The following is a 17,764-nucleotide window of genomic DNA, read 5'->3' on the forward strand; positions in this document are numbered from 1 at the left end:
CGACAACAAGTGAATCGAAAAACGAAGCAGGGGAGGTTTGTCCATGTCCATCACGTCCACCGCGATCAAGCAATGGCTGCTATCGAGCACCGTGGCGTTCACCTGTCTCGCCGCACCGGCAGCCGTGGCCGGCCCGATCGACAACTATAGTCCCGTTACGCCCGCGCGGCTCGAAAATCCCGAACCGGGCAACTGGATGCTCTACCGCCGGACCTATGATGGCCAGGGGTATAGTCCGCTCGACCAGATCAACACCACGAACGTCAAGGACATGGTGCCGGTCTGGACCTTTGCCACCGGCGTGGTCGAGGGGCACGAAGCGCCGCCGCTGGTCAACAACGGCGTCATGTTCATCACGACGCCGATGGGGCAGGTCATCGCGCTGAATGCCAAGACCGGCGATCAGTACTGGCGCTACAAGCGCGAGCTCCCCGAGGATCTGTTCCAGCTGCATCCGACCAATCGTGGCGTCGGCCTCTGGCAGGACAAGCTCTACCTCGCCACGACGGACGATCATCTGGTCGCGCTCGACGCCAAGACCGGCAAGGTGCTGTGGGACAAGAAGGTCCAGGACTACAGGAAGGGACAATATCTCACGCTGATGCCGCTGATCGTCGACGGCAAGGTGATGGTCGGCGGCTCCGGCGGCGAGTTCGGCGTCCGCGGCTACGTTGCCGCTTATGACGCCGAGGACGGCAAGGAGCTTTGGCGCACCTTCACGATCCCGGCCGAAGGCGAGCCCGGGCATGACACCTGGAGCGGCGACGACTGGAAGAACGGCGGCGGCTCGGCCTGGATGACCGGCACCTACGACAAGGACACCAAGACGGTGTATTGGGGCGTCGGCAACGCCGCGCCCTGGCCAGGGGGCCTGCACCCCGGCGACAATCTCTACACCAGCTCGGTGATCGCGCTGGATCCTGCGACCGGAAAGATCAAGACGCATTTCCAGTATCACCAGAACGACTCGTGGGACTGGGACGAGGTCGATGCGCCGATGCTGGTCGACCTGCAGCGCGACGGCCGCAGCTTCAAGAGCCTGATCCATCCCGGACGCGACGCCATCTTCTGGGTGCTCGAGCGCACGCCGGAGCGCATCAACTACGTCAATGGCTGGAACTTCGTCCACACCGATGTCTGGAAGGGCATCGAGCCCGAGACGGGACGGCCGATCGTCGATCCCGCGCACAAGCCGACGCTCGGCAAGCGTGTCGACTTCTGTCCCTCGTTGTGGGGCGGCAAGGACTGGCCGTCCGCGGCCTACAGCCAGAAGACGCGCTTCGTCTACGTGCCGGCGAACGAGAATTTCTGCGGCGGCTTCACCGGGGAAAAGCTGCCGCTCGTTCCCGGCCAGCTCTGGCTCGGCACCAAGGCCGAGGACATCGGGCTCACGGTGCGGCCCGGTGCCGATCATTTCGGGGAGCTGCAGGCCTGGGATCCCGCGACAGGCAAGAAGGTGTGGTCGCACAATTTCCCGAAATCCCAGCTGTTCGGGTCGGTGACCGCGACGGCGGGCGATCTCGTTCTGGTCGGCGGCACCAACGACCGGATGTTCCGGGCCTTCCATGCCAAGACCGGCGAGCTGCTGTGGGAGCAGAAGACGAACTCGGGGATCATGGGCATGCCCGTCGCCTATGAGGTCGATGGCACGCAGTACATCGCCGTGCAGTCCGGCTGGGGCGTCGATGCGCAACGCATCCAGGATGCGCTCTCGAAAGGCAACATCGGTCTGGAGGACAACGTCCCGCAAGGCGGCGTCGTCTGGGTGTTCGCAGTCAAGAAGTAGCGCCGGCGATCTGAGGGGCGGCGGCCTCCGCCGTCGCCATCTCAGAAAATGAAGACCGCAGCAGTGTTCCGGCAAAGACGTGCCGATCCACTGGCTTGCATGACGACAGAAGATCGCGCGTCAACAGGCCGCGAACCAGCCGTCCGGAAACGGGATCAGCGGCCAGGCGCCCTGGTTGTCGTTGGCTGCCGCGGGGAAATGCAGAATCGCGAACAAACGGGCCATGGAATCGGTCTCGGTCTCGGGCGCAATAGCGGTTCTCACAACATCCATCAACAACTCGTATTCGGCTTCGCTCATCTCGCCCTCGCACAAACTGCGAGCCACGATGGCAAAATTCCACTTTGTTCAAATTGAGCGGATCGCTCAAATTCTAACGATCGGGCACGAAGGACCTAATTGGTTACCGGTGCCCTTCGTTCCAAAAGATACCGCGGTCCGCGCCGTTCCAGTGTGAACGGGCTCACATCCCAAGGCTTCTCGTCGTCCGTCGACCCGTCTGCCCGTGCGGCAGGTGATGCCCTGCAGCGATCACGAGTCCGCCCGTAGCCGACCGCGAGCAAGAGATCCAGAACGTCTGCCGCGCGTCGCAAGCTGCCTTGCCGGAGAGAGGCGACCCGCTCCAAACGCCCGGCTCGACGCAAGCAGCAGAATCGCTGGCGGTCAGACCGCCACGGCGAGAAGCTCGGTGTCCTGCGCCAGAATGTCACGCATCAGCTGCGACAGGTCTTTCGGCTTGAACGGCTTCGCCAAACGATGAAGGCCGACCACTTTGGGCGAGGGGGAGAGCAAGTCAGGCGCCCCCTGTCCTGACTCGAGCACCATGCCCGACATCATCACGATCGGCATCGTGGGCCGGGCCGCGCGCGCAGCCCGGATGACGTCGTTGCCGTCCATGTCGGCCAGGTTGAGATCGATCAGGGCCGCAGCGAAATCGTCGCGGGACACGGCATCCATGGCCAGCCGACCGTCGGTGACGGCCGTGACCGCGTAGCCCTCGCGAACCAGAAGATGCTGGATGACACAGCAAACGCCGACTTCGTCATCAACGACCAGGATGTTCATCATGAGCCCTTCCTGACAGACGTGGATGAGGAGCCACGCGCCGCGCCTCGGTCAGAAGTCGTTGCCGCACCTCGATCGCACGATCGACCGCTTCGAGCAGATCGAGGATGTCGAACGGCTTCTGCAACGCTGCCGTTGCTCCGAGCTTGATTGCCATACCGAGGAAGTCTGGAGCTCCCAGTTTCTTGTCGGTGAACGCGTAGCCGGAGATTGCGATGAACGGGACCGTGGGATCGAGCTTGATGAGCTCGCGAATGGTTGCGATGCCGTCCATGCCCGGCATGAACATGTCGACCACGACGGCATCGAAGGACACGCTGCCGATCAATCGAATGCCGGTCGGACCATCCGGCGCGAGAAACACGCAGAACCGCTTCTTCTTCAATAATGTTTCCAGCGCAGCGCGCGTGGCACAATCATCGTCAATAATGAGGACAGTAGGCATGGGCCACCTCAGTATCAGCGGGACTGAAGGACTCTCACGCTACAAGGACAATAGGCTGAGGCTCAAAAATGGCAAAGTAGTTAACACTGAATTAGTTGCTGCGATTCTGCAACCAGGAGTTTTACGGAACTTCCCTGTCCGGACCGCAGGCAGATCTTCTGTTGTGCATCATGCGATGAAGATGGAACTATGATGTCCGGGTCGATGGCTCCGGCTGTTTGACGAATCTCAATCCGGCTTGAGCAAGGCGACGATGACCAGCCCGACTGCGATCAGCGCCGCGCAGCAAAGCCGTTGCGGCGTTGCACGCTCTTTCAGGAACAGCACGCCGATCAGCGTCGCAAACAGGACGCTGCATTCGCGAAACGCGACCACATTGGCGATCGGATTGCGGCTCAAGGCCCAAAGGAATACCACGAATGACGTCAGCCCTAGGGTGCCTGCGATCAGCACCGGAGTCCGGGCGTCTCGGATCTCCAACACCAGCGCAGGTCCTCGCAACATCATTGCGACGAGAAAGAACACGACACTGTCGAGCACGATCATCCAGACCGTGAACGAAGCCCAGCCTTCGGTCTGCCGAGTGCCTGCCGCATCGACGACCGAATAGCCGGCGACCAGTGCGGCGGCGCAGACCGCAGCCCAGAACGCGCGGCGGTCGATCGGACCGTGGATGCGGTCGCGCGCCAGGCCGGTGATTCCGAGGACGATGACGGCAATTCCGATCAACTGCCCGCTCCGTGGCAGTTGCTGCAGACCCAGCGAGGCAAATAGCGTTGCGAACAGCGGAACGGTGCCACGCGCGATCGGGTAGGAACGTCCAAGCTCGGCCGAACGGTAGGCCATTGCGAGGCTCGCCTTGTAGCCCGCGTGCAAGACCAGCGAGGCCACGATGAGCGGCCAGGTCGAGAGCGCCGGAACGGGAACGAGAAACATGAAGGGCAGGATCAGGGCGCTGCTCACCAGACCCATGCCAGCCAGAAGGGAGAGGCTGCTGCCGGTCTTGACGATGGCATGCCAGCTCGCATGAAGCAGACCGGCCATCAGCATGAGAATTGCGGCGACAGGATCCAAGGACTCGAGTCCGGTTCAGCTCTCGGGCCGCCAGCTCGCGGCAGCGAAGTAGGGGACCGGGTCGTGCTGGAGCGCCTGACGCGAGATGATCCGGCTCGATGGCGACACCGGGAGCTGGTCCCATTCCCCACGATCGACGAATCGGAGGCTCGCGATCTCCTCGCCGTCAGGCGCAAGCGCGCCGCCTTCGATGACGGCTTCGAAGGCGATGACCGTATAGTAGGTCAGATCACCGTTGGGATAGCGGATGAGGAACTCCGGGCCGCCGAACACCCCGAGCAGACGTTTCGGGCGGACCACGAGGCCGGTCTCCTCAAAGCATTCGCGGGTGGCGGCGTCGGCCGGATGCTCATTCGGATCGATGGCGCCGCCGGGCAACGTCCAGAGGCCCGTCTCCGCGTCGCGCCCGAGCAGAATGCGGCCCTGGTCGTCGAACACGGAGATGGAAACCGCCGTGGTCGCCAACAGATCATGGCCGATCTTGCTGCGGACGGCTCTCAGATGATCGGAAATCGGCATCGCTGGTCGTCACTGCAGAAGGAGTGCCCCCGCTTGCCCGACGCCCCATGCGCGGTCAAGGGAAGACAGTGAAGATCGGCGAACGTTCGCCGCCAATCGGCGGATGTCCCGCGTCACAAGAAAGAAGGATTGGGAGGATAAAGAACCATTCGGCATGGCCAGAATGGCTCCCCGGGCTGGATTCGAACCAGCGACCATTCGATTAACAGTCGAATGCTCTACCGCTGAGCTACCGAGGAACAGGCGAAGCAATGTTCGCGAATGCGGCTGCGTATAACAAAGCCGTTTCGCCTTGCATAGAACGAAATCGCATCTTTGCGACGATTGCGGGCTCAGGAATAAAATACCGAAATTTCATATGGTTAGATTGATTTTGAACGCTTGCTGGGCAGCGGCCGCCCACAGTTCGATGACAGGAAATTCACTTGGAGGGGAGCAAACCGGCCCCGATAGTTTGCTGGAACCGGCCAGTCCCCCGCGGTCATGGAGTGTCGTAGATGCCAAACACCGTCATCCCATTCGCTGAAGAAGTCTCCGCGCCCTCGTTGATTCCCGACCAGGTCGAGCGTCTCAGCGACGACGAATGTCTCACGCGGTTGGCCGACATGATGACGCGCGGTGATTCCGAACATATTGACGAGATCGTGCAGTTGCTCGGGCGACTGGCCGTGGTGATCGAGTAGCCGGCGGTCGGCGTCCTCACAGGCGGTGTCCCAGCGGCTCCGTTGAAACCCGCATGTTGCCTTTTCGAGGGCCTTGTACCAAAAGATTGCGCAGATCGTCCGCGGTCCATCCGCTTTGCTTGCAGGTCTGCTCATGTCTTCATTCGCGACGGCGCGCCAGAAAATGGTCGATGGTCAGGTCCGGACCAACGACGTCACCGATCACCGCGTGCTGGATGCGTTGTTGACCGTGCCGCGGGAAGCCTACGTTCCCACAGATCGGCAGGCGCTGGCCTATCTCGACCTGGATCTCGACGTCTCCGAATCCGCTTCGACCAAGCGGTATCTGATCAAACCGATGCTGACGGGAAAACTGCTGCAGGCTGCCGAGATCAAGCCGACCGACAGCGTGCTGGTGGTCGGATGTGCGACGGGCTATCTCGCTGCGTTGGCCGCCCGGCTTGCGGGCAACGTGACGGCGACCGAGGTCGATTCGGCGGTCGAAGGTCGCGCCAAGCATCTGCTTGCCGCCGTCGATGGCTGCCCGGTTACGATTCGAGTCGCGCCGGCTGCGGAGGGTGATCCGGCGGACGGCCGCTTCGACGTGATTCTCCTCAATGGAGCGACCGAGGTCGCTGTTGACGGTCTTTGCCGTCAATTGAAAGAGGGCGGCCGCCTGGTCGGCGTCTTCGCCACCTCGCGACCCGCCCGCGCCATGATCTTTACGCGATCGCATGGTGATATCGGCAGCAGGGTTCTGTTCGATGCCGCGGCGCCGGTCATTTCCGGCCTCGAACGGGTCCCCGAGTTCGTTTTTTAAGTCGTCAGACGAAGTTCTTGGCGACCCCTCTGAACTGCCGGCATCCCGTCGCGCAGTACGGCTTGGTGCGTTGTCTTCGCGGCTGCGGGCGGGCAAAATTCTGTTTTAAATCAGAAGTGTGGCCTGGATGCTGCACGTTGACAGTTTTCGATACGGGTTCCAGGCTTGGGTGGTTCCGTTGCGCTTGCATGGGGAATAAGGTGCGAGGTGCGCGGGAGTCTCTTCAACAGGTTACGGCCCGGCTCTGGCGTTCGAGCCGGTAACAAATGAATGGAACAGGGATGTTTGGGGTGAAGCTCGTCACCGCAGCGGCGGCTGTGGTCCTCGTGATGGCTTGTGCAGGCCCGACGCCTGCGCTGGCCGACACGATCGAGGCTGCGCTGGTGCGCGCCTATCAGAACAACCCGCAACTGAACGCGTCGCGGGCCCAGGCTCGTGCGGTCGACGAAGGCGTTCCGCAGGCACTCTCGGGGTATCGGCCGAAGGTCAATCTGACTGCGACGGCGGGCATTCAGTATACGGATTTGCAAGCGGCACCCGCGACGCCGGCCGTCAGCGGCGTGCAGAGGCCGCGAAGCGTCGGCCTGACGGTCAACCAGAATCTGTATAACGGTCAGCAGACGGCAAACGGCGTGCGCAAGGCCGAGGCGAACGTCTCGGCGCAACGAGAGGCTCTCCGCATTCTCGAGCAGCAGGTGCTGCTAGCCGCGGCCACGATCTATATGGACTATCTGCGCGATGCGGCGATCGTCGAGGTCCAGCGCAGCAACACGCGAGTGCTGGAGCAGACGCTCAAGCAGACTCGGGATCGGTTCAACGTCGGCGAGGTCACCCGCACCGACGTCGCGCAATCCGAGGCTCAGCTCGCCGCCGGCCGCACGCAGCAGCTCACAGCAGAGGCCCAGCTGACGGCGACCCGCTCGAACTTCCGCCGAATCATCGGCAACGATCCCCAGAATCTGGCGCCGGGCTCTCCTGTTGATCGTTACTTGCCGCCGAGCCTCCAGCAGTCGGTCGAAACGGCCCTGACGGAAAACCCGAGCGTGACCGCGGCGATGTACGGCATCGACGTCCAGTATCTTGACACGAAGATCAAGGAAGGTGCGCTGCTGCCGTCCGTAAACGTCCAGGCTCAGGCTCAGCAGGGCTATGAGTCGAGCCTGCAATCCTATCGTGGGTTCAGCGCGTCGGCTGTCGCCTCGCTGAACGTTCCGATCTACAACGGAGGGGCGGAATATTCGCTGATCCGGCAGTCCAAGGAGTCGCTGGCACAGCAGCGTCTGGTCCTGGAGCAGACGCGTGATCAGGCTCGCTCCGACGTGGTATCTGCCTGGGGCAAGCTGCTCGCGGGCAAGGCTCAGGTGCAGTCGGCGCAGGCCCAGGTGGCGGCCTCCGAGATCGCCTTGAACGGCGTGCGCGAGGAAGCCAAGGCGGGCCAGCGGACCACGCTGGATGTCCTCAACGCTCAGCAGGCGCTGGTCAATGCGCGGAACTCGCTGGTGAACGCACAGCACGATCGTGTGGTCGCATCCTACTCGGTACTTCAGACCGTCGGGCGGCTGTCGCCGCAGGTGCTGAACCTGCCGACGACCACCTACGATCCCAGCGTTCACTACCAGCAGGTCCGGGATAACTGGGCGGGTGTACGGACGCCGGATGGTCGTTAGTATATTCTTAATATCGACCCTGATCCCTCGGTCCTTGGCCGGGGGATTTTTTTGTGGCACATGCTGTGGTTGTGACGAATGGGCGACGCTTGACAGGCGACCTCCGTGCTCCACCGGGTTCGCGGCCGGCGTTGCTTGCATTCATTTGTTGCCATGACATAGCCTCAAAATGGCCGCCGAACGATTCGGACTGCGTCGGAAGTTCTTCCAAGAATAGTCTCCGACATGGGCAGTATCGTTCTGTTGTTTTGCATCGATCAGGCCTTGTCCGGAGACAAGTTGGCATGTCCGTTGAGAAGTCCAAGCCTCTTGGATCCGGCGCCCGGGACTTTTGCGCCGCGCCGATACGTAGGGCGGCGTTGCTGATTTGGAGTCGGAAATGACGCAGCCTGCGAAGGTCCAAGAACCCTCCATGGAGGAGATTCTGGCGTCGATCCGGCGTATCATTGCCGACGACGAGGGCAAGCCGCCGGCGGCGGACAAGGCTGCCGCGCCGGAGCCGGTGAAGGCCGAGAAGCCGGCGGCCCCGGCCGCGAAGCCGGTGATGAACGACATCCCGCCTTCGAAGATCGCTGCTGCGGCCCCCGCCAAGCCCGCGCCACCACCACCTGCGCCGCCGCCCGCGGCGGCTGCGGCGCCCAACAGTCAGGATGACATTGACGCATTGCTGGCGGGTTTGGATGAAACGACTCCGGCGGCAGAGGTCAGGCCGGCCGAACCCGAGCCGGATCCAGAACCTGAAGTACTCGAGTTGACGGACGACATGGCAGTGGCCCCACCGACTCCCGCTCCAGCGCCAGCCCCCGCCGCGGCATCCTTCCGAAAGGTGGATCCGCAGAACGATATCGAGTTCATCGAGTCCGGGCGGCTCAACCAGAAGGCCGCGAGCTTCGAGTCGTCTTTCGAGCAGGCCACGCCGAAGCAGCCGATCCTGGCGCCGTCCACGGTCAACGCCGTCGAATCGGCATTCAATGCGCTGGCCAACACGGTGCTGAGCAACAACGCCCGGACGCTTGAGGACCTCGTCAAGGAGATGCTGCGTCCGATGCTGAAATCGTGGTTGGATGACAATCTTCCGGCCCTGGTGGAGCGCATCGTCAAGGCCGAGATCGAGCGCGTCTCGCGCGGCCGCTGACGCCGAGAGGGGGCACGAACTCGCATTCCGTTCTGGAGCGAGCCGCGGCGGGCGGTAGGCCCTTTCCGTCAATGTTCGCCGCTGCTGTTGACTTGGCGCGCCGCGGCGGCTTTCTAGCCCTGTCAAGCTGATCCCTGCCGGACGGATCGAGAGGGCTCCTCCGGGAGCACGGTCCGCGGTCGGACATCAGTCCGAAAACAGCCCAAGCACCAACAGCTTGCGTGAGCTTTTTCAGGTCATGTCACAAAAGGCCCGGACGAGTTCCGCGACATCCCGAATTGGACAGCCGGCCCCACGCCGCTGGAAATGCCATGATCGATAAGAATTATCAGCCCACCGATCTCGAAGGTCGCATGTCCCTGGTCTGGGAGGATGCCCGGGCGTTCTCCGCCGGTCGCCCCGATCGCCGCGATGCCGATCCCTTCACCATCGTGATTCCGCCGCCGAACGTCACCGGCTCGCTGCACATGGGGCACGCGCTCAACAACACGCTGCAGGACATCCTGTGCCGTTTCGAGCGCATGCGCGGCCGCGACGTGCTGTGGCAGCCAGGCACGGATCACGCGGGCATCGCGACCCAGATGGTGGTCGAGCGCCAGCTGATGGAGCGCCAGCAGCCCGGTCGCCGCGAGATGGGCCGCGAGAAGTTCCTCGCGCGCGTCTGGCAGTGGAAGGACGAGAGCGGCGGCACCATCATCAACCAGTTGAAGCGTCTCGGCGCCTCCTGCGACTGGGGCCGCGAGCGCTTCACGATGGACGAGGGCCTGTCCAAGGCCGTCGTCAAGGTGTTCGTCGAGTTGCACCGTGCCGGCCTGATCTACAAGGACAAGCGCCTGGTCAACTGGGACCCGAAGCTGTTGACGGCGATCTCGGACCTCGAGGTCCAGCAGATCGAGGTCAAGGGCAACCTCTGGTACCTGCGCTATCCGATCGAGGGCAAGACGTTCAGCCCGGAGGATCCCGCCAGCTTCATCGTCGTCGCGACGACGCGTCCCGAGACCATGCTGGGCGACAGCGCGGTCGCCGTGCATCCGGATGATGAGCGTTATCAGCACCTGGTCGGCAAGCGCGTGATCCTGCCGCTGGTCGGCCGGGAGATCCCGATCGTCGCGGACACTTATTCCGATCCGGAGAAGGGCACCGGCGCGGTCAAGATCACACCGGCGCACGACTTCAACGACTTCGAGGTCGGCCGCCGCCACAGCCTGCCGCAGATCAGCATCCTCGACCGCGAGGGCTGCGTGACCCTCGTCGACAACGAGGACTATCTGCGCGGGCTTCCCGAAGGCTCCGAAGAGTTCGCCCGTGAGTTCCACGGCGTCGAGCGCTTTGCGGCGCGCAAGAAGATCCTGGAGCGGCTGGAATCCTTCGGCTTCCTCGAGCGGGTCGAGCCGAACACGCACATGGTGCCGCATGGCGACCGCTCCGGCGTCGTGATCGAGCCTTACCTGACCGACCAGTGGTATGTCGACGCCAAGACCCTGGCGCAGCCGGCGATCGCGGCGGTCAGGTCGGGCGCGACGACGTTCGTGCCGCGCAATTGGGAGAAGACCTATTTCGACTGGATGGAGAACATCCAGCCCTGGTGCATCTCGCGCCAGCTGTGGTGGGGCCATCAGATCCCGGCTTGGTACGGCCCCGACGGCAAGGTGTTCGTCGCCGAGACCGAGGAGGAGGCCGTCGGCCACGCCATCGGCTACTACGTCGAGCAGGAGGTCATCACGGCGGAGCAGGGGCGCGAGATGGCGCTCGACCGCAACAAGCGCGAGGGCTTCATCACGCGCGACGAGGACGTGCTCGACACCTGGTTCTCCTCCGCGCTGTGGCCGTTCTCGACGCTCGGCTGGCCCGACGACACGCCCGAGGTGAAGCGCTACTACCCGACCAACGTGCTGGTCACCGGCTTCGACATCATCTTCTTCTGGGTCGCCCGCATGATGATGATGGGCATCCACTTCATGAAGGAGGTGCCGTTCTCGACCGTCTACATCCATGCGCTCGTCCGCGACGAGAAGGGCGCCAAGATGTCGAAGTCGAAGGGCAACGTCATCGATCCGCTGGCGCTGATCGACGAGCACGGCGCCGACGCGCTGCGTTTCACCCTGGCGGCGATGGCAGCCCAAGGCCGCGACATCAAGCTGTCGACGCAGCGCGTCGACGGCTACCGCAAGTTCGCCAACAAGCTCTGGAACGCCAGCCGCTTCGCCGAGATGAACGGCTGCACGGTGCCCGAGGGCTTCGACCCGGGCTCCGCGAAGGAGACCCTGAACCGCTGGATCGCGCATGAGGCGGCCGCGGCGACGCGCGAGGTCACCGAGGCGCTCGAGGCCTATCGCTTCAACGACGCGGCCAACGCGATCTACCGTTTCGTCTGGGACGTCTATTGCGACTGGTATGTCGAGCTCTCCAAGCCGACCCTGCTCGGCGAGGACGGGCCCGCCAAGGCCGAGACCCGCGCGATGGTGGCCTGGGCGCGCGACGAGATCCTCAAGCTCCTGCATCCCTTCATGCCCTTCATCACCGAGGCGCTGTGGGAGTCCACCGCCAAGCGCGACAGTCTGCTGACCCTGTCACCCTGGCCGCACCGCTCCGACAGGCCGACGGTGGCCGAGATCGCCGCGCTGTCCGCGGCCAGCTTCGGCGATCCCCTGGTGCCGCCGCTGCTGATCTCGTTCGACGCCGCCAGCTTCAAGGACGAGGCGGCCGAGGCCGAGATTGGCTGGGTGGTCGATCTCGTTACCGCGATCCGCTCGGTCCGCGCCGAGATGAACATTCCGCCGGCGACTCTGATGCCGCTCGCGCTCGTCGGGGCCTCCGCCGAGACGAGGGAGCGCGCACCGCGCTGGGCCGAGGTCATCAAGCGCCTCGCGCGGCTCTCCGACATCAGCTTCGCCGACGCCGCGCCTGACGGCTCCGCCCAGCTCGTCGTGCGCGGCGAGGTCGCCGCGCTGCCGCTCAAGGGCGTCGTCGATCTCGCCGCCGAGCGCACCCGCCTTGGCAAGGAGATCGCCAAGGCCGAGGCCGACATCGAGCGCGTCGACAAGAAGCTCGGCAACGAGAAGTTCGTCGCCAACGCACCCGAGGAGCTGGTCGAGGAGGAGAAGGAGAAGCGCGAGGCGGCGCTGGCGCGCAAGGCCAAGTTCCAAGAGGCGCTGTCGCGGCTGCAGGGCGTCTGACACGACGCTCTCTCCTCCGTCATTGCAAGCGAAGCGAAGCAATCCCGAGTCCCACGCGCAGCCCTGGATCGCTTCGCCGCTTACGTTCCTCGCGATGACGGCGGAAATGGCTTGCTCAGGAACCGCGAGCCTTTCAGGCCGAAGCGCCAGGGCAGCTCGACGGCCTTGGTGATCCCGATGCGGATGCCGGTGACGACCTCGACATCGCCTGTTCGCGCGAACAGCTCGATCGGCGGAGCATCGAGCGGCAGCGCGTTATGCGCGATCGTGATGCCCATCGCCTCCGTCAGCTTGCCTGGCCCCGAGCACAGTGCACGGACGTCCTCGAGCCCACGCCGCCGCTGCATCTCCTCCATCCCCATCGTCGGCTCGATCGCCCGGATCAGCACAGCGCTGGCCGAGCCCTGGGCCTCGCAGACGAAGTTCACGCACCAATGAATGCCGTAGGAGCGGTAGACATAGGCGAAGCCGGGCGGGCCGAACATCACCTGGTTGCGCGGTGTCGGTCCCCGGAAGGAATGTGCCGCCGGATCGGTGTGGTGATACGCCTCGACCTCGACGATGATCCCGCCGACGCCGTCGACCAGAAACGTCGCCCCGATCAGCTCCGGCGCCACGGCAAGCACCTCGCGGGCAAAGAACGCCCGCGTCAGCCGCTTGGCCGCAGCATTGCGCCGGAGCCGTGAAACCCCGGGGATTTTTGCCGGTTTTTGCGCCATTCTCAAGGAAATCCGCCGTGGTGCGCGCTGTTCCGCGCTGCCCATATCTGCCATGCCCTGGTATCCTCGGCCAGCCGGTTGCGGTGCGCCGCGGCACGGAATAGCTAGGGCGCAACAGAGGTTTGTGCGAATCCCATGGTCACCATCGTCGACATCAACGCGAACACGCCGCTGCGCCCCCGCCACCCCGAAAAGGCGAACCGGCCGGATTCCATCTCGCCGGCCAAGCCGGCTTGGATCCGGGTCAAGGCGCCGACCACCCGCGGCTATGCCGACACCCGCAACATCGTGCGCGAGAACGGCCTCGTCACCGTATGCGAGGAGGCCGGCTGCCCGAACATCGGCGAGTGCTGGGATAAGAAGCACGCCACCTTCATGATCATGGGCGACACCTGCACGCGGGCCTGCGCCTTCTGCAACGTCAAGACCGGCCTTCCCGCCGCGCTCGACGCCGGCGAGCCCGAGCACGTGGCGGAGGCGACCTTCAAGCTCGGCCTGACCCATGTCGTGGTCACCTCGGTCGATCGCGACGATCTCGCCGACGGCGGCGCCGCCCATATCGCCGCGACCATCCGCGCCATCCGCGCGAAATGCCCGACCACCACGATCGAGGTGCTGACGCCCGACTTCCTGCGCAAGGACGGCGCGCTGGAGCAGGTCGTCGCGGCCAAGCCCGACGTCTTCAACCACAATCTCGAGACCGTGCCGTCGCGCTACCTCTCGGTCCGCCCCGGCGCGCGCTACTTCCACTCGATCCGGCTGCTGCAGCGGGTCAAGGAGATCGATCCCACCATCTTCACCAAGTCCGGCATCATGGTCGGCCTCGGCGAGGAGCGCCACGAGGTGCTGCAGGTGATGGACGACCTGCGTTCGGCCGAGGTCGATTTCCTCACCATCGGCCAGTATCTGCAGCCGACCAGGAAGCATCACGCCGTGATGCGCTTCGTCACGCCGGAGGAATTCTCCGGCTATGAGACCGTCGCCTACACCAAGGGCTTCCTGATGGTGTCGGCGAGCCCGCTCACGCGCTCCTCGCACCATGCCGGCGAGGATTTTGCCAGACTGAAGGCCGCGCGCGACGCGCTCGCGCGCTGATCGAGACCAGATGCCGAGATTTTCCAACAAGCGCCGCGTCGCGCACACGGCTGACCAGATGTTCGACCTCGTCGCCGATGTCGAGCGCTATCCGGAGTTCGTGCCGCTGTGCGAGAAGCTGGTGGTGCGCCAGCGCAACCCGAAGCCTGACGGCACTGAGGTCGTCGTCGCCGACATGACGGTGTCGTTCAAGCTGGTCAAGGAGACCTTCACCAGCCGCGTCACGCTCGATCGCGCCAACCGCAAGATCCTGGTCGAATATGTGAGCGGGCCGTTCTCAAGCCTGGAGAACCGCTGGAGCTTCGAGTCACGCGAGCAGGGCGCCTGCGAGGTGACGTTCTTCATCGCCTACGAGTTCAAGAGCCGCATGCTGGCGATGCTGATGGGCTCGATGTTCGACACGATCTTCGCGCGCATGTCGGCGGCGTTCGAGAAGCGCGCCGACGCGATCTACGGCCGCAAGCCCGCGGTGTCGTCGACATAGCGCTTTTTTGATCACGCCAATGATCAACCACTGACGGCGCTCCACTCTCCGCTGTCGTCCCCGCGAACGCGGGGACCCATAGCCACAGAGGGCCGTGTGGCCGCACGCGCGCCACTCCGATCTCGTTTCACCACATCTGCTGCGGGGTATGGGTCCCGGGTCGGCGCCTCCACGGCGCTCCGCGCCGCTCCGGCTTGCCCGGGACGACAGCGGAGGGCGCGGTTGGCCGCGTGCCTCTCACCGCAGAGACGGCAGCGTGCAAGTTCCTTCCTATCCACGTCTTCAAACAGCTGCTCCGCGACATGGTCGCGGAGCCGTCCTGATCGCCGGCGTCAACTGCTGCGATCGAACCTACGCCGCCTGCACGGCGGTCAAAAAGTCCTTCACCTTGCCGCGCAGCTCGTCGGCATGCTTGGCGAGCTGGCCGGCTGCACCCAGCATCTGCCGCGCGGCGCCGCCGGCCGATTCCACCGTCTGGCTGACCGAGCCGATGTTGGTGGCGACCTCGCGGGTGCCGCTGGCGGCCTGGCTGACCGAGCGGGCGATCTCCTGCGTCGCATGGCCCTGCTGGTCGACCGCGGTGGCGATCGTCTTGGCGATCTCGCTGATCTGGCCGATGGTGCCGCCGATGCCCTGGATCGCCGCGACCGTATCGCTGGTGGCGCGCTGCATCGCGCTGATGTGGGCGCTGATCTCGTCGGTCGCCTTTGCGGTCTGGCTCGACAGGCTCTTCACCTCCGAGGCGACCACGGCGAAGCCGCGGCCGGCATCGCCGGCGCGGGCGGCCTCGATGGTGGCGTTCAGCGCCAGCAGGTTGGTCTGGCTCGCGATCGCGTTGATCATGTCGGTGACGGCGCCGATCTTGGCCGCAGCGTCCGCGAGGCTGTTGACGAGGTCGTTGGTGCGCGAGGACGCCTCGACGGCCTCGGCGGCGATGGTCGAGGAGGTCGCAACCTGGCGGTTGATCTCGCTGACCGAGGTCGAGAGCTCCTCGGTGGCGCCGGCCACCGACTGCACGTTGGAGGAGGCGGAGTTGGACGCCGACGCCACCAGCGCCACGCGCTGCGCGGCCTGATCCGCGGTCGTGGTCAGCGAGGCCGCCGTGGTCTCGACCTCGCGCGAGGCGCCGGAGATCGCATTGGCGATGGCGCCGACCGAGGTCTCGAAATCCTTGGCGATCCGGTCGAGCGCGCGCTTCTTCTCCTCGCGCGCGGCAATGAGGTCGGAGAGATCGCGGCGGAAGCTGATGACATAGGTCTGGCCCTCGACCTGGGTCGGCACCAGCGTGATCTGCACCAGCGCCGGGCTGCCGTCGGCGCGCTTGGTGGTCCACTCGAACGTCGCGTGGCCCTCGCGCCTCGCCTTGGCATCCATCTCCTTCACGACATCGGCGGAACGCTTGCCGCTGGGCTGGAACTCCGGCGCCATGGTCGCCGGCGAACGCGACAGCAGGTCCTGCTTGCTGCGGAAGCCGCCGAAGCGGACCGCGGTCTCGTTGCAGGCGATGATCTTGCCGTCGGACATCACCAGGATGGCGTCGCGATGGCGTTCGAACAGCTCCGTCATCAGGAGGTTATGCGTGCGATCAGCCGACTTGCCGGAGAAGAAAGCCATGGGGTCCCGAATCCACTGTCAGAGAAGAATGCGCGAGACGTAGCAGGACAAAATTAACCAAAACCTTTAGGCCGTGGCGGCGCGTGCGATAATCGTCGGCGATCGCGATCCGGACGGTGAGGGACGGCATCGAGCGGACGAGCAGCCGCATCCTCCGCGGCGCAATCGCGCCCGGGCTGTGCCTGTCGATGGCCCCTCTGAAATCACGAGGGCGCAGGGAATGCCGGGAGCTCGCCGCCCCCATGGCCCGCCTGCGGAAAAAAATGCAGGCGGCAGGTACCACAGGTGCAGCCGAGACATCCCGGCATTCCCCGCGCGACGGTCTTCACGCTTATACGCAGTCTCCCCGGGGACCGGCTGTCTTGCCCCCGTGACCGGCGGATCATCATCTCCACCGGCGTGACACCAGCTTCGGGGTGTCAGGACGCTGCGACTTCACGTCCGCCAGGAGCCGTTCGTCCGCACGTCCAAGACGCGCTGCGGCAATCAGCGGCCATCGCCTCCCCACCTCGCGTGTCGTGACGATCGCGAAACGCCCCTCGTGTCGAGGCGGGATGAGCGGAGGGAAACACGGATTCCGGAAAAGCGAAAGAAGATTATTTTCACGGTGAGGACTGGACAGTGAGTCGGACGTTGAAAGCCCTCAAGAAATTCGTCGCGTGGCGCATGGCTTGGATGCGCCTTCGGCGGTTGGAAGGGACTAGGCAACCCGCCGGGCGCAAACCCGCAAGAGGGCTGATTTGCCCGACGGGTCAGCTATCATGATGCTCAAGGGACAATCTGAAGAAGAAAGCAGGCTGATGTCACTCTCTCAACGCTACGACGGCGCGCTGGTCTATGCGGCGCAGCTGCACCGCACCCAAGTCCGCAAGGGCAGCAACGTGCCCTACATCGCGCATCTGCTGAGCGTCTCCAGCCGCGTGCTGTCGGCGGGCGGCAGCGAGGTGCAGGCCATCGCCGGCCTGCTGCACGACGCCGCCGAGGACCAGGGCGGACAGGCCACGCTGGATGAGATCCGGCGGCTGTTCGGCGATGGCGTCGCCGAGATCGTCGCAGACTGCACCGATAGCTGGGCGGAACAGAAGCCGGAATGGCGTCCACGCAAGGAAGCCTATCTCACGCAGCTGCCGTACAAGCCGGCGTCGTCGCTGCTGGTCTCGCTCGCGGACAAGGTCGACAATGCTGAGGCGATCGCGCGCGATCTCGATGAGGTCGGCGAGATGGTGTGGCAGCGCTTCACCGGCAAGAAAGACGGGACGATCTGGTACTACCGCACACTGAGCAGCATCTTTGACCAGGCCCTGCCGGGACCGTTGGCGCGCCAGCTTGCGCAGACGGTGGGCGCTTTTCCGTCCTGACACGTTGGACAGGGCGGGCGCTGATCTTTCACCGGGTTGGCAGATGACAACTTCAGATCTAGCAGCTATAGACCAGCCATGATCACCGTCGCCACCCATCGTTTTGGTCGTTGGACGCACCGTAGCTTGCGGGCGGCGGGAGGAT

At 64.4% G+C, this 17,764-nt stretch carries 16 protein-coding genes and 1 tRNA gene; 9 read left to right on the plus strand and 8 right to left on the minus strand.

Annotated elements, in window-relative coordinates; all coding sequences use genetic code 11:
• The first annotated feature begins 43 nt into the window (after positions 1-43).
• Positions 44-1,786, plus strand: a complete 1,743-nt coding sequence (locus QX010_RS07825; protein ID WP_316178687.1) for a methanol/ethanol family PQQ-dependent dehydrogenase — start codon at positions 44-46, stop codon at positions 1,784-1,786.
• A 120-nt stretch (positions 1,787-1,906) separates the two neighbouring features.
• On the opposite strand, the gene QX010_RS07830 is transcribed toward QX010_RS07825, so the two are convergent.
• The 6 genes from QX010_RS07830 to QX010_RS07855 all read right to left on the minus strand — a co-directional run bounded on the left by QX010_RS07830 (position 1,907) and on the right by QX010_RS07855 (position 5,128).
• Complete coding sequence (locus QX010_RS07830) at positions 1,907-2,086, minus strand: hypothetical protein (protein WP_316178689.1); 180 nt, start codon at positions 2,084-2,086, stop codon at positions 1,907-1,909.
• 363 nt (positions 2,087-2,449) lie between these two features.
• Positions 2,450-2,854, minus strand: a complete 405-nt coding sequence (locus QX010_RS07835) for a response regulator (RefSeq protein ID WP_315799926.1) — start codon at positions 2,852-2,854, stop codon at positions 2,450-2,452.
• Positions 2,832-3,296 carry a response regulator gene (locus QX010_RS07840; protein WP_316178690.1) on the minus strand — a complete coding sequence of 155 codons (465 nt, stop codon included), beginning with the start codon at positions 3,294-3,296 and terminating at the stop codon, positions 2,832-2,834. Before QX010_RS07840 ends, QX010_RS07835 begins: the two co-directional genes overlap by 23 nt.
• A gap of 228 nt (positions 3,297-3,524) precedes the next feature.
• Positions 3,525-4,370: an EamA family transporter gene (locus QX010_RS07845; RefSeq protein ID WP_316178691.1), complete on the minus strand. Its 846-nt coding sequence runs from the start codon at positions 4,368-4,370 to the stop codon at positions 3,525-3,527.
• A gap of 15 nt (positions 4,371-4,385) precedes the next feature.
• Complete coding sequence (locus QX010_RS07850; RefSeq protein WP_315799929.1) at positions 4,386-4,889, minus strand: NUDIX domain-containing protein; 504 nt, start codon at positions 4,887-4,889, stop codon at positions 4,386-4,388.
• 164 nt (positions 4,890-5,053) lie between these two features.
• Positions 5,054-5,128 (minus strand) — tRNA-Asn (locus QX010_RS07855).
• A 258-nt stretch (positions 5,129-5,386) separates the two neighbouring features.
• Between QX010_RS07855 and QX010_RS07860 the strand changes: the two genes are divergently transcribed.
• The 5 genes from QX010_RS07860 (at position 5,387) to QX010_RS07880 (ending at position 12,349) form a co-directional block, all read left to right on the plus strand.
• Positions 5,387-5,572, plus strand: a complete 186-nt coding sequence (locus tag QX010_RS07860) for a hypothetical protein (protein ID WP_315799930.1) — start codon at positions 5,387-5,389, stop codon at positions 5,570-5,572.
• Between the two features lie 133 nt (positions 5,573-5,705).
• Complete coding sequence (locus tag QX010_RS07865; RefSeq protein WP_315799931.1) at positions 5,706-6,371, plus strand: protein-L-isoaspartate O-methyltransferase family protein; 666 nt, start codon at positions 5,706-5,708, stop codon at positions 6,369-6,371.
• Between the two features lie 281 nt (positions 6,372-6,652).
• Positions 6,653-8,038: a TolC family outer membrane protein gene (locus tag QX010_RS07870; protein WP_315799932.1), complete on the plus strand. Its 1,386-nt coding sequence runs from the start codon at positions 6,653-6,655 to the stop codon at positions 8,036-8,038.
• A gap of 379 nt (positions 8,039-8,417) precedes the next feature.
• Positions 8,418-9,173: a DUF2497 domain-containing protein gene (locus tag QX010_RS07875; RefSeq protein WP_315799933.1), complete on the plus strand. Its 756-nt coding sequence runs from the start codon at positions 8,418-8,420 to the stop codon at positions 9,171-9,173.
• 311 nt (positions 9,174-9,484) lie between these two features.
• Complete coding sequence (locus QX010_RS07880) at positions 9,485-12,349, plus strand: valine--tRNA ligase (protein WP_316178693.1); 2,865 nt, start codon at positions 9,485-9,487, stop codon at positions 12,347-12,349.
• 80 nt (positions 12,350-12,429) lie between these two features.
• On the opposite strand, the gene QX010_RS07885 is transcribed toward QX010_RS07880, so the two are convergent.
• Entirely contained in the window at positions 12,430-13,068 is a 639-nt protein-coding gene (locus QX010_RS07885; protein ID WP_316178695.1) for a DNA-3-methyladenine glycosylase, read from the minus strand.
• 135 nt (positions 13,069-13,203) lie between these two features.
• Here QX010_RS07885 and lipA point away from each other — a divergent pair, with 135 nt between their 5' ends.
• Both lipA and QX010_RS07895 read left to right on the plus strand, forming a co-directional pair.
• Positions 13,204-14,163 (plus strand): lipoyl synthase, encoded by a 960-nt coding sequence (lipA, locus tag QX010_RS07890; RefSeq protein WP_315799936.1) that lies wholly within the window; start codon positions 13,204-13,206, stop codon positions 14,161-14,163.
• A 10-nt stretch (positions 14,164-14,173) separates the two neighbouring features.
• Positions 14,174-14,647: a type II toxin-antitoxin system RatA family toxin gene (locus QX010_RS07895; RefSeq protein WP_316178696.1), complete on the plus strand. Its 474-nt coding sequence runs from the start codon at positions 14,174-14,176 to the stop codon at positions 14,645-14,647.
• Between the two features lie 351 nt (positions 14,648-14,998).
• On the opposite strand, the gene QX010_RS07900 is transcribed toward QX010_RS07895, so the two are convergent.
• Positions 14,999-16,261 carry a methyl-accepting chemotaxis protein gene (locus QX010_RS07900; protein WP_315799938.1) on the minus strand — a complete coding sequence of 421 codons (1,263 nt, stop codon included), beginning with the start codon at positions 16,259-16,261 and terminating at the stop codon, positions 14,999-15,001.
• A gap of 800 nt (positions 16,262-17,061) precedes the next feature.
• Between QX010_RS07900 and QX010_RS07905 the strand changes: the two genes are divergently transcribed.
• On the plus strand, positions 17,062-17,619 hold the full coding sequence (locus QX010_RS07905) for an HD domain-containing protein (protein WP_316178698.1): 558 nt from the start codon (positions 17,062-17,064) through the stop codon (positions 17,617-17,619).
• The last annotated feature ends 145 nt before the right edge of the window (positions 17,620-17,764 follow it).

This window comes from Bradyrhizobium sp. SZCCHNRI1009, from assembly GCF_032487575.1.
Classification (GTDB): Bacteria; Pseudomonadota; Alphaproteobacteria; order Rhizobiales; family Xanthobacteraceae; genus Bradyrhizobium.

Excerpts from the sequence above, each read along its gene's own strand:
- QX010_RS07835 (WP_315799926.1), bottom strand. The coding sequence starts at position 2,854 with ATGATGAACATCCTGGTCGTTGATGACGAAGTCGGCGTTTGCTGTGTC.
- QX010_RS07905 (WP_316178698.1), top strand. The coding sequence starts at position 17,062 with ATGTCACTCTCTCAACGCTACGACGGCGCGCTGGTCTATGCGGCGCAG.
- QX010_RS07875 (WP_315799933.1), top strand. The coding sequence starts at position 8,418 with ATGACGCAGCCTGCGAAGGTCCAAGAACCCTCCATGGAGGAGATTCTG.
- QX010_RS07825 (WP_316178687.1), top strand. The coding sequence starts at position 44 with ATGTCCATCACGTCCACCGCGATCAAGCAATGGCTGCTATCGAGCACC.
- lipA (WP_315799936.1), top strand. The coding sequence starts at position 13,204 with ATGGTCACCATCGTCGACATCAACGCGAACACGCCGCTGCGCCCCCGC.
- QX010_RS07865 (WP_315799931.1), top strand. The coding sequence starts at position 5,706 with ATGTCTTCATTCGCGACGGCGCGCCAGAAAATGGTCGATGGTCAGGTC.
- QX010_RS07850 (WP_315799929.1), bottom strand. The coding sequence starts at position 4,889 with ATGCCGATTTCCGATCATCTGAGAGCCGTCCGCAGCAAGATCGGCCAT.
- QX010_RS07860 (WP_315799930.1), top strand. The coding sequence starts at position 5,387 with ATGCCAAACACCGTCATCCCATTCGCTGAAGAAGTCTCCGCGCCCTCG.
- QX010_RS07840 (WP_316178690.1), bottom strand. The coding sequence starts at position 3,296 with ATGCCTACTGTCCTCATTATTGACGATGATTGTGCCACGCGCGCTGCG.
- QX010_RS07880 (WP_316178693.1), top strand. The coding sequence starts at position 9,485 with ATGATCGATAAGAATTATCAGCCCACCGATCTCGAAGGTCGCATGTCC.
- QX010_RS07900 (WP_315799938.1), bottom strand. The coding sequence starts at position 16,261 with ATGGCTTTCTTCTCCGGCAAGTCGGCTGATCGCACGCATAACCTCCTG.
- QX010_RS07885 (WP_316178695.1), bottom strand. The coding sequence starts at position 13,068 with ATGGCGCAAAAACCGGCAAAAATCCCCGGGGTTTCACGGCTCCGGCGC.
- QX010_RS07830 (WP_316178689.1), bottom strand. The coding sequence starts at position 2,086 with ATGAGCGAAGCCGAATACGAGTTGTTGATGGATGTTGTGAGAACCGCT.
- QX010_RS07895 (WP_316178696.1), top strand. The coding sequence starts at position 14,174 with ATGCCGAGATTTTCCAACAAGCGCCGCGTCGCGCACACGGCTGACCAG.
- QX010_RS07870 (WP_315799932.1), top strand. The coding sequence starts at position 6,653 with ATGTTTGGGGTGAAGCTCGTCACCGCAGCGGCGGCTGTGGTCCTCGTG.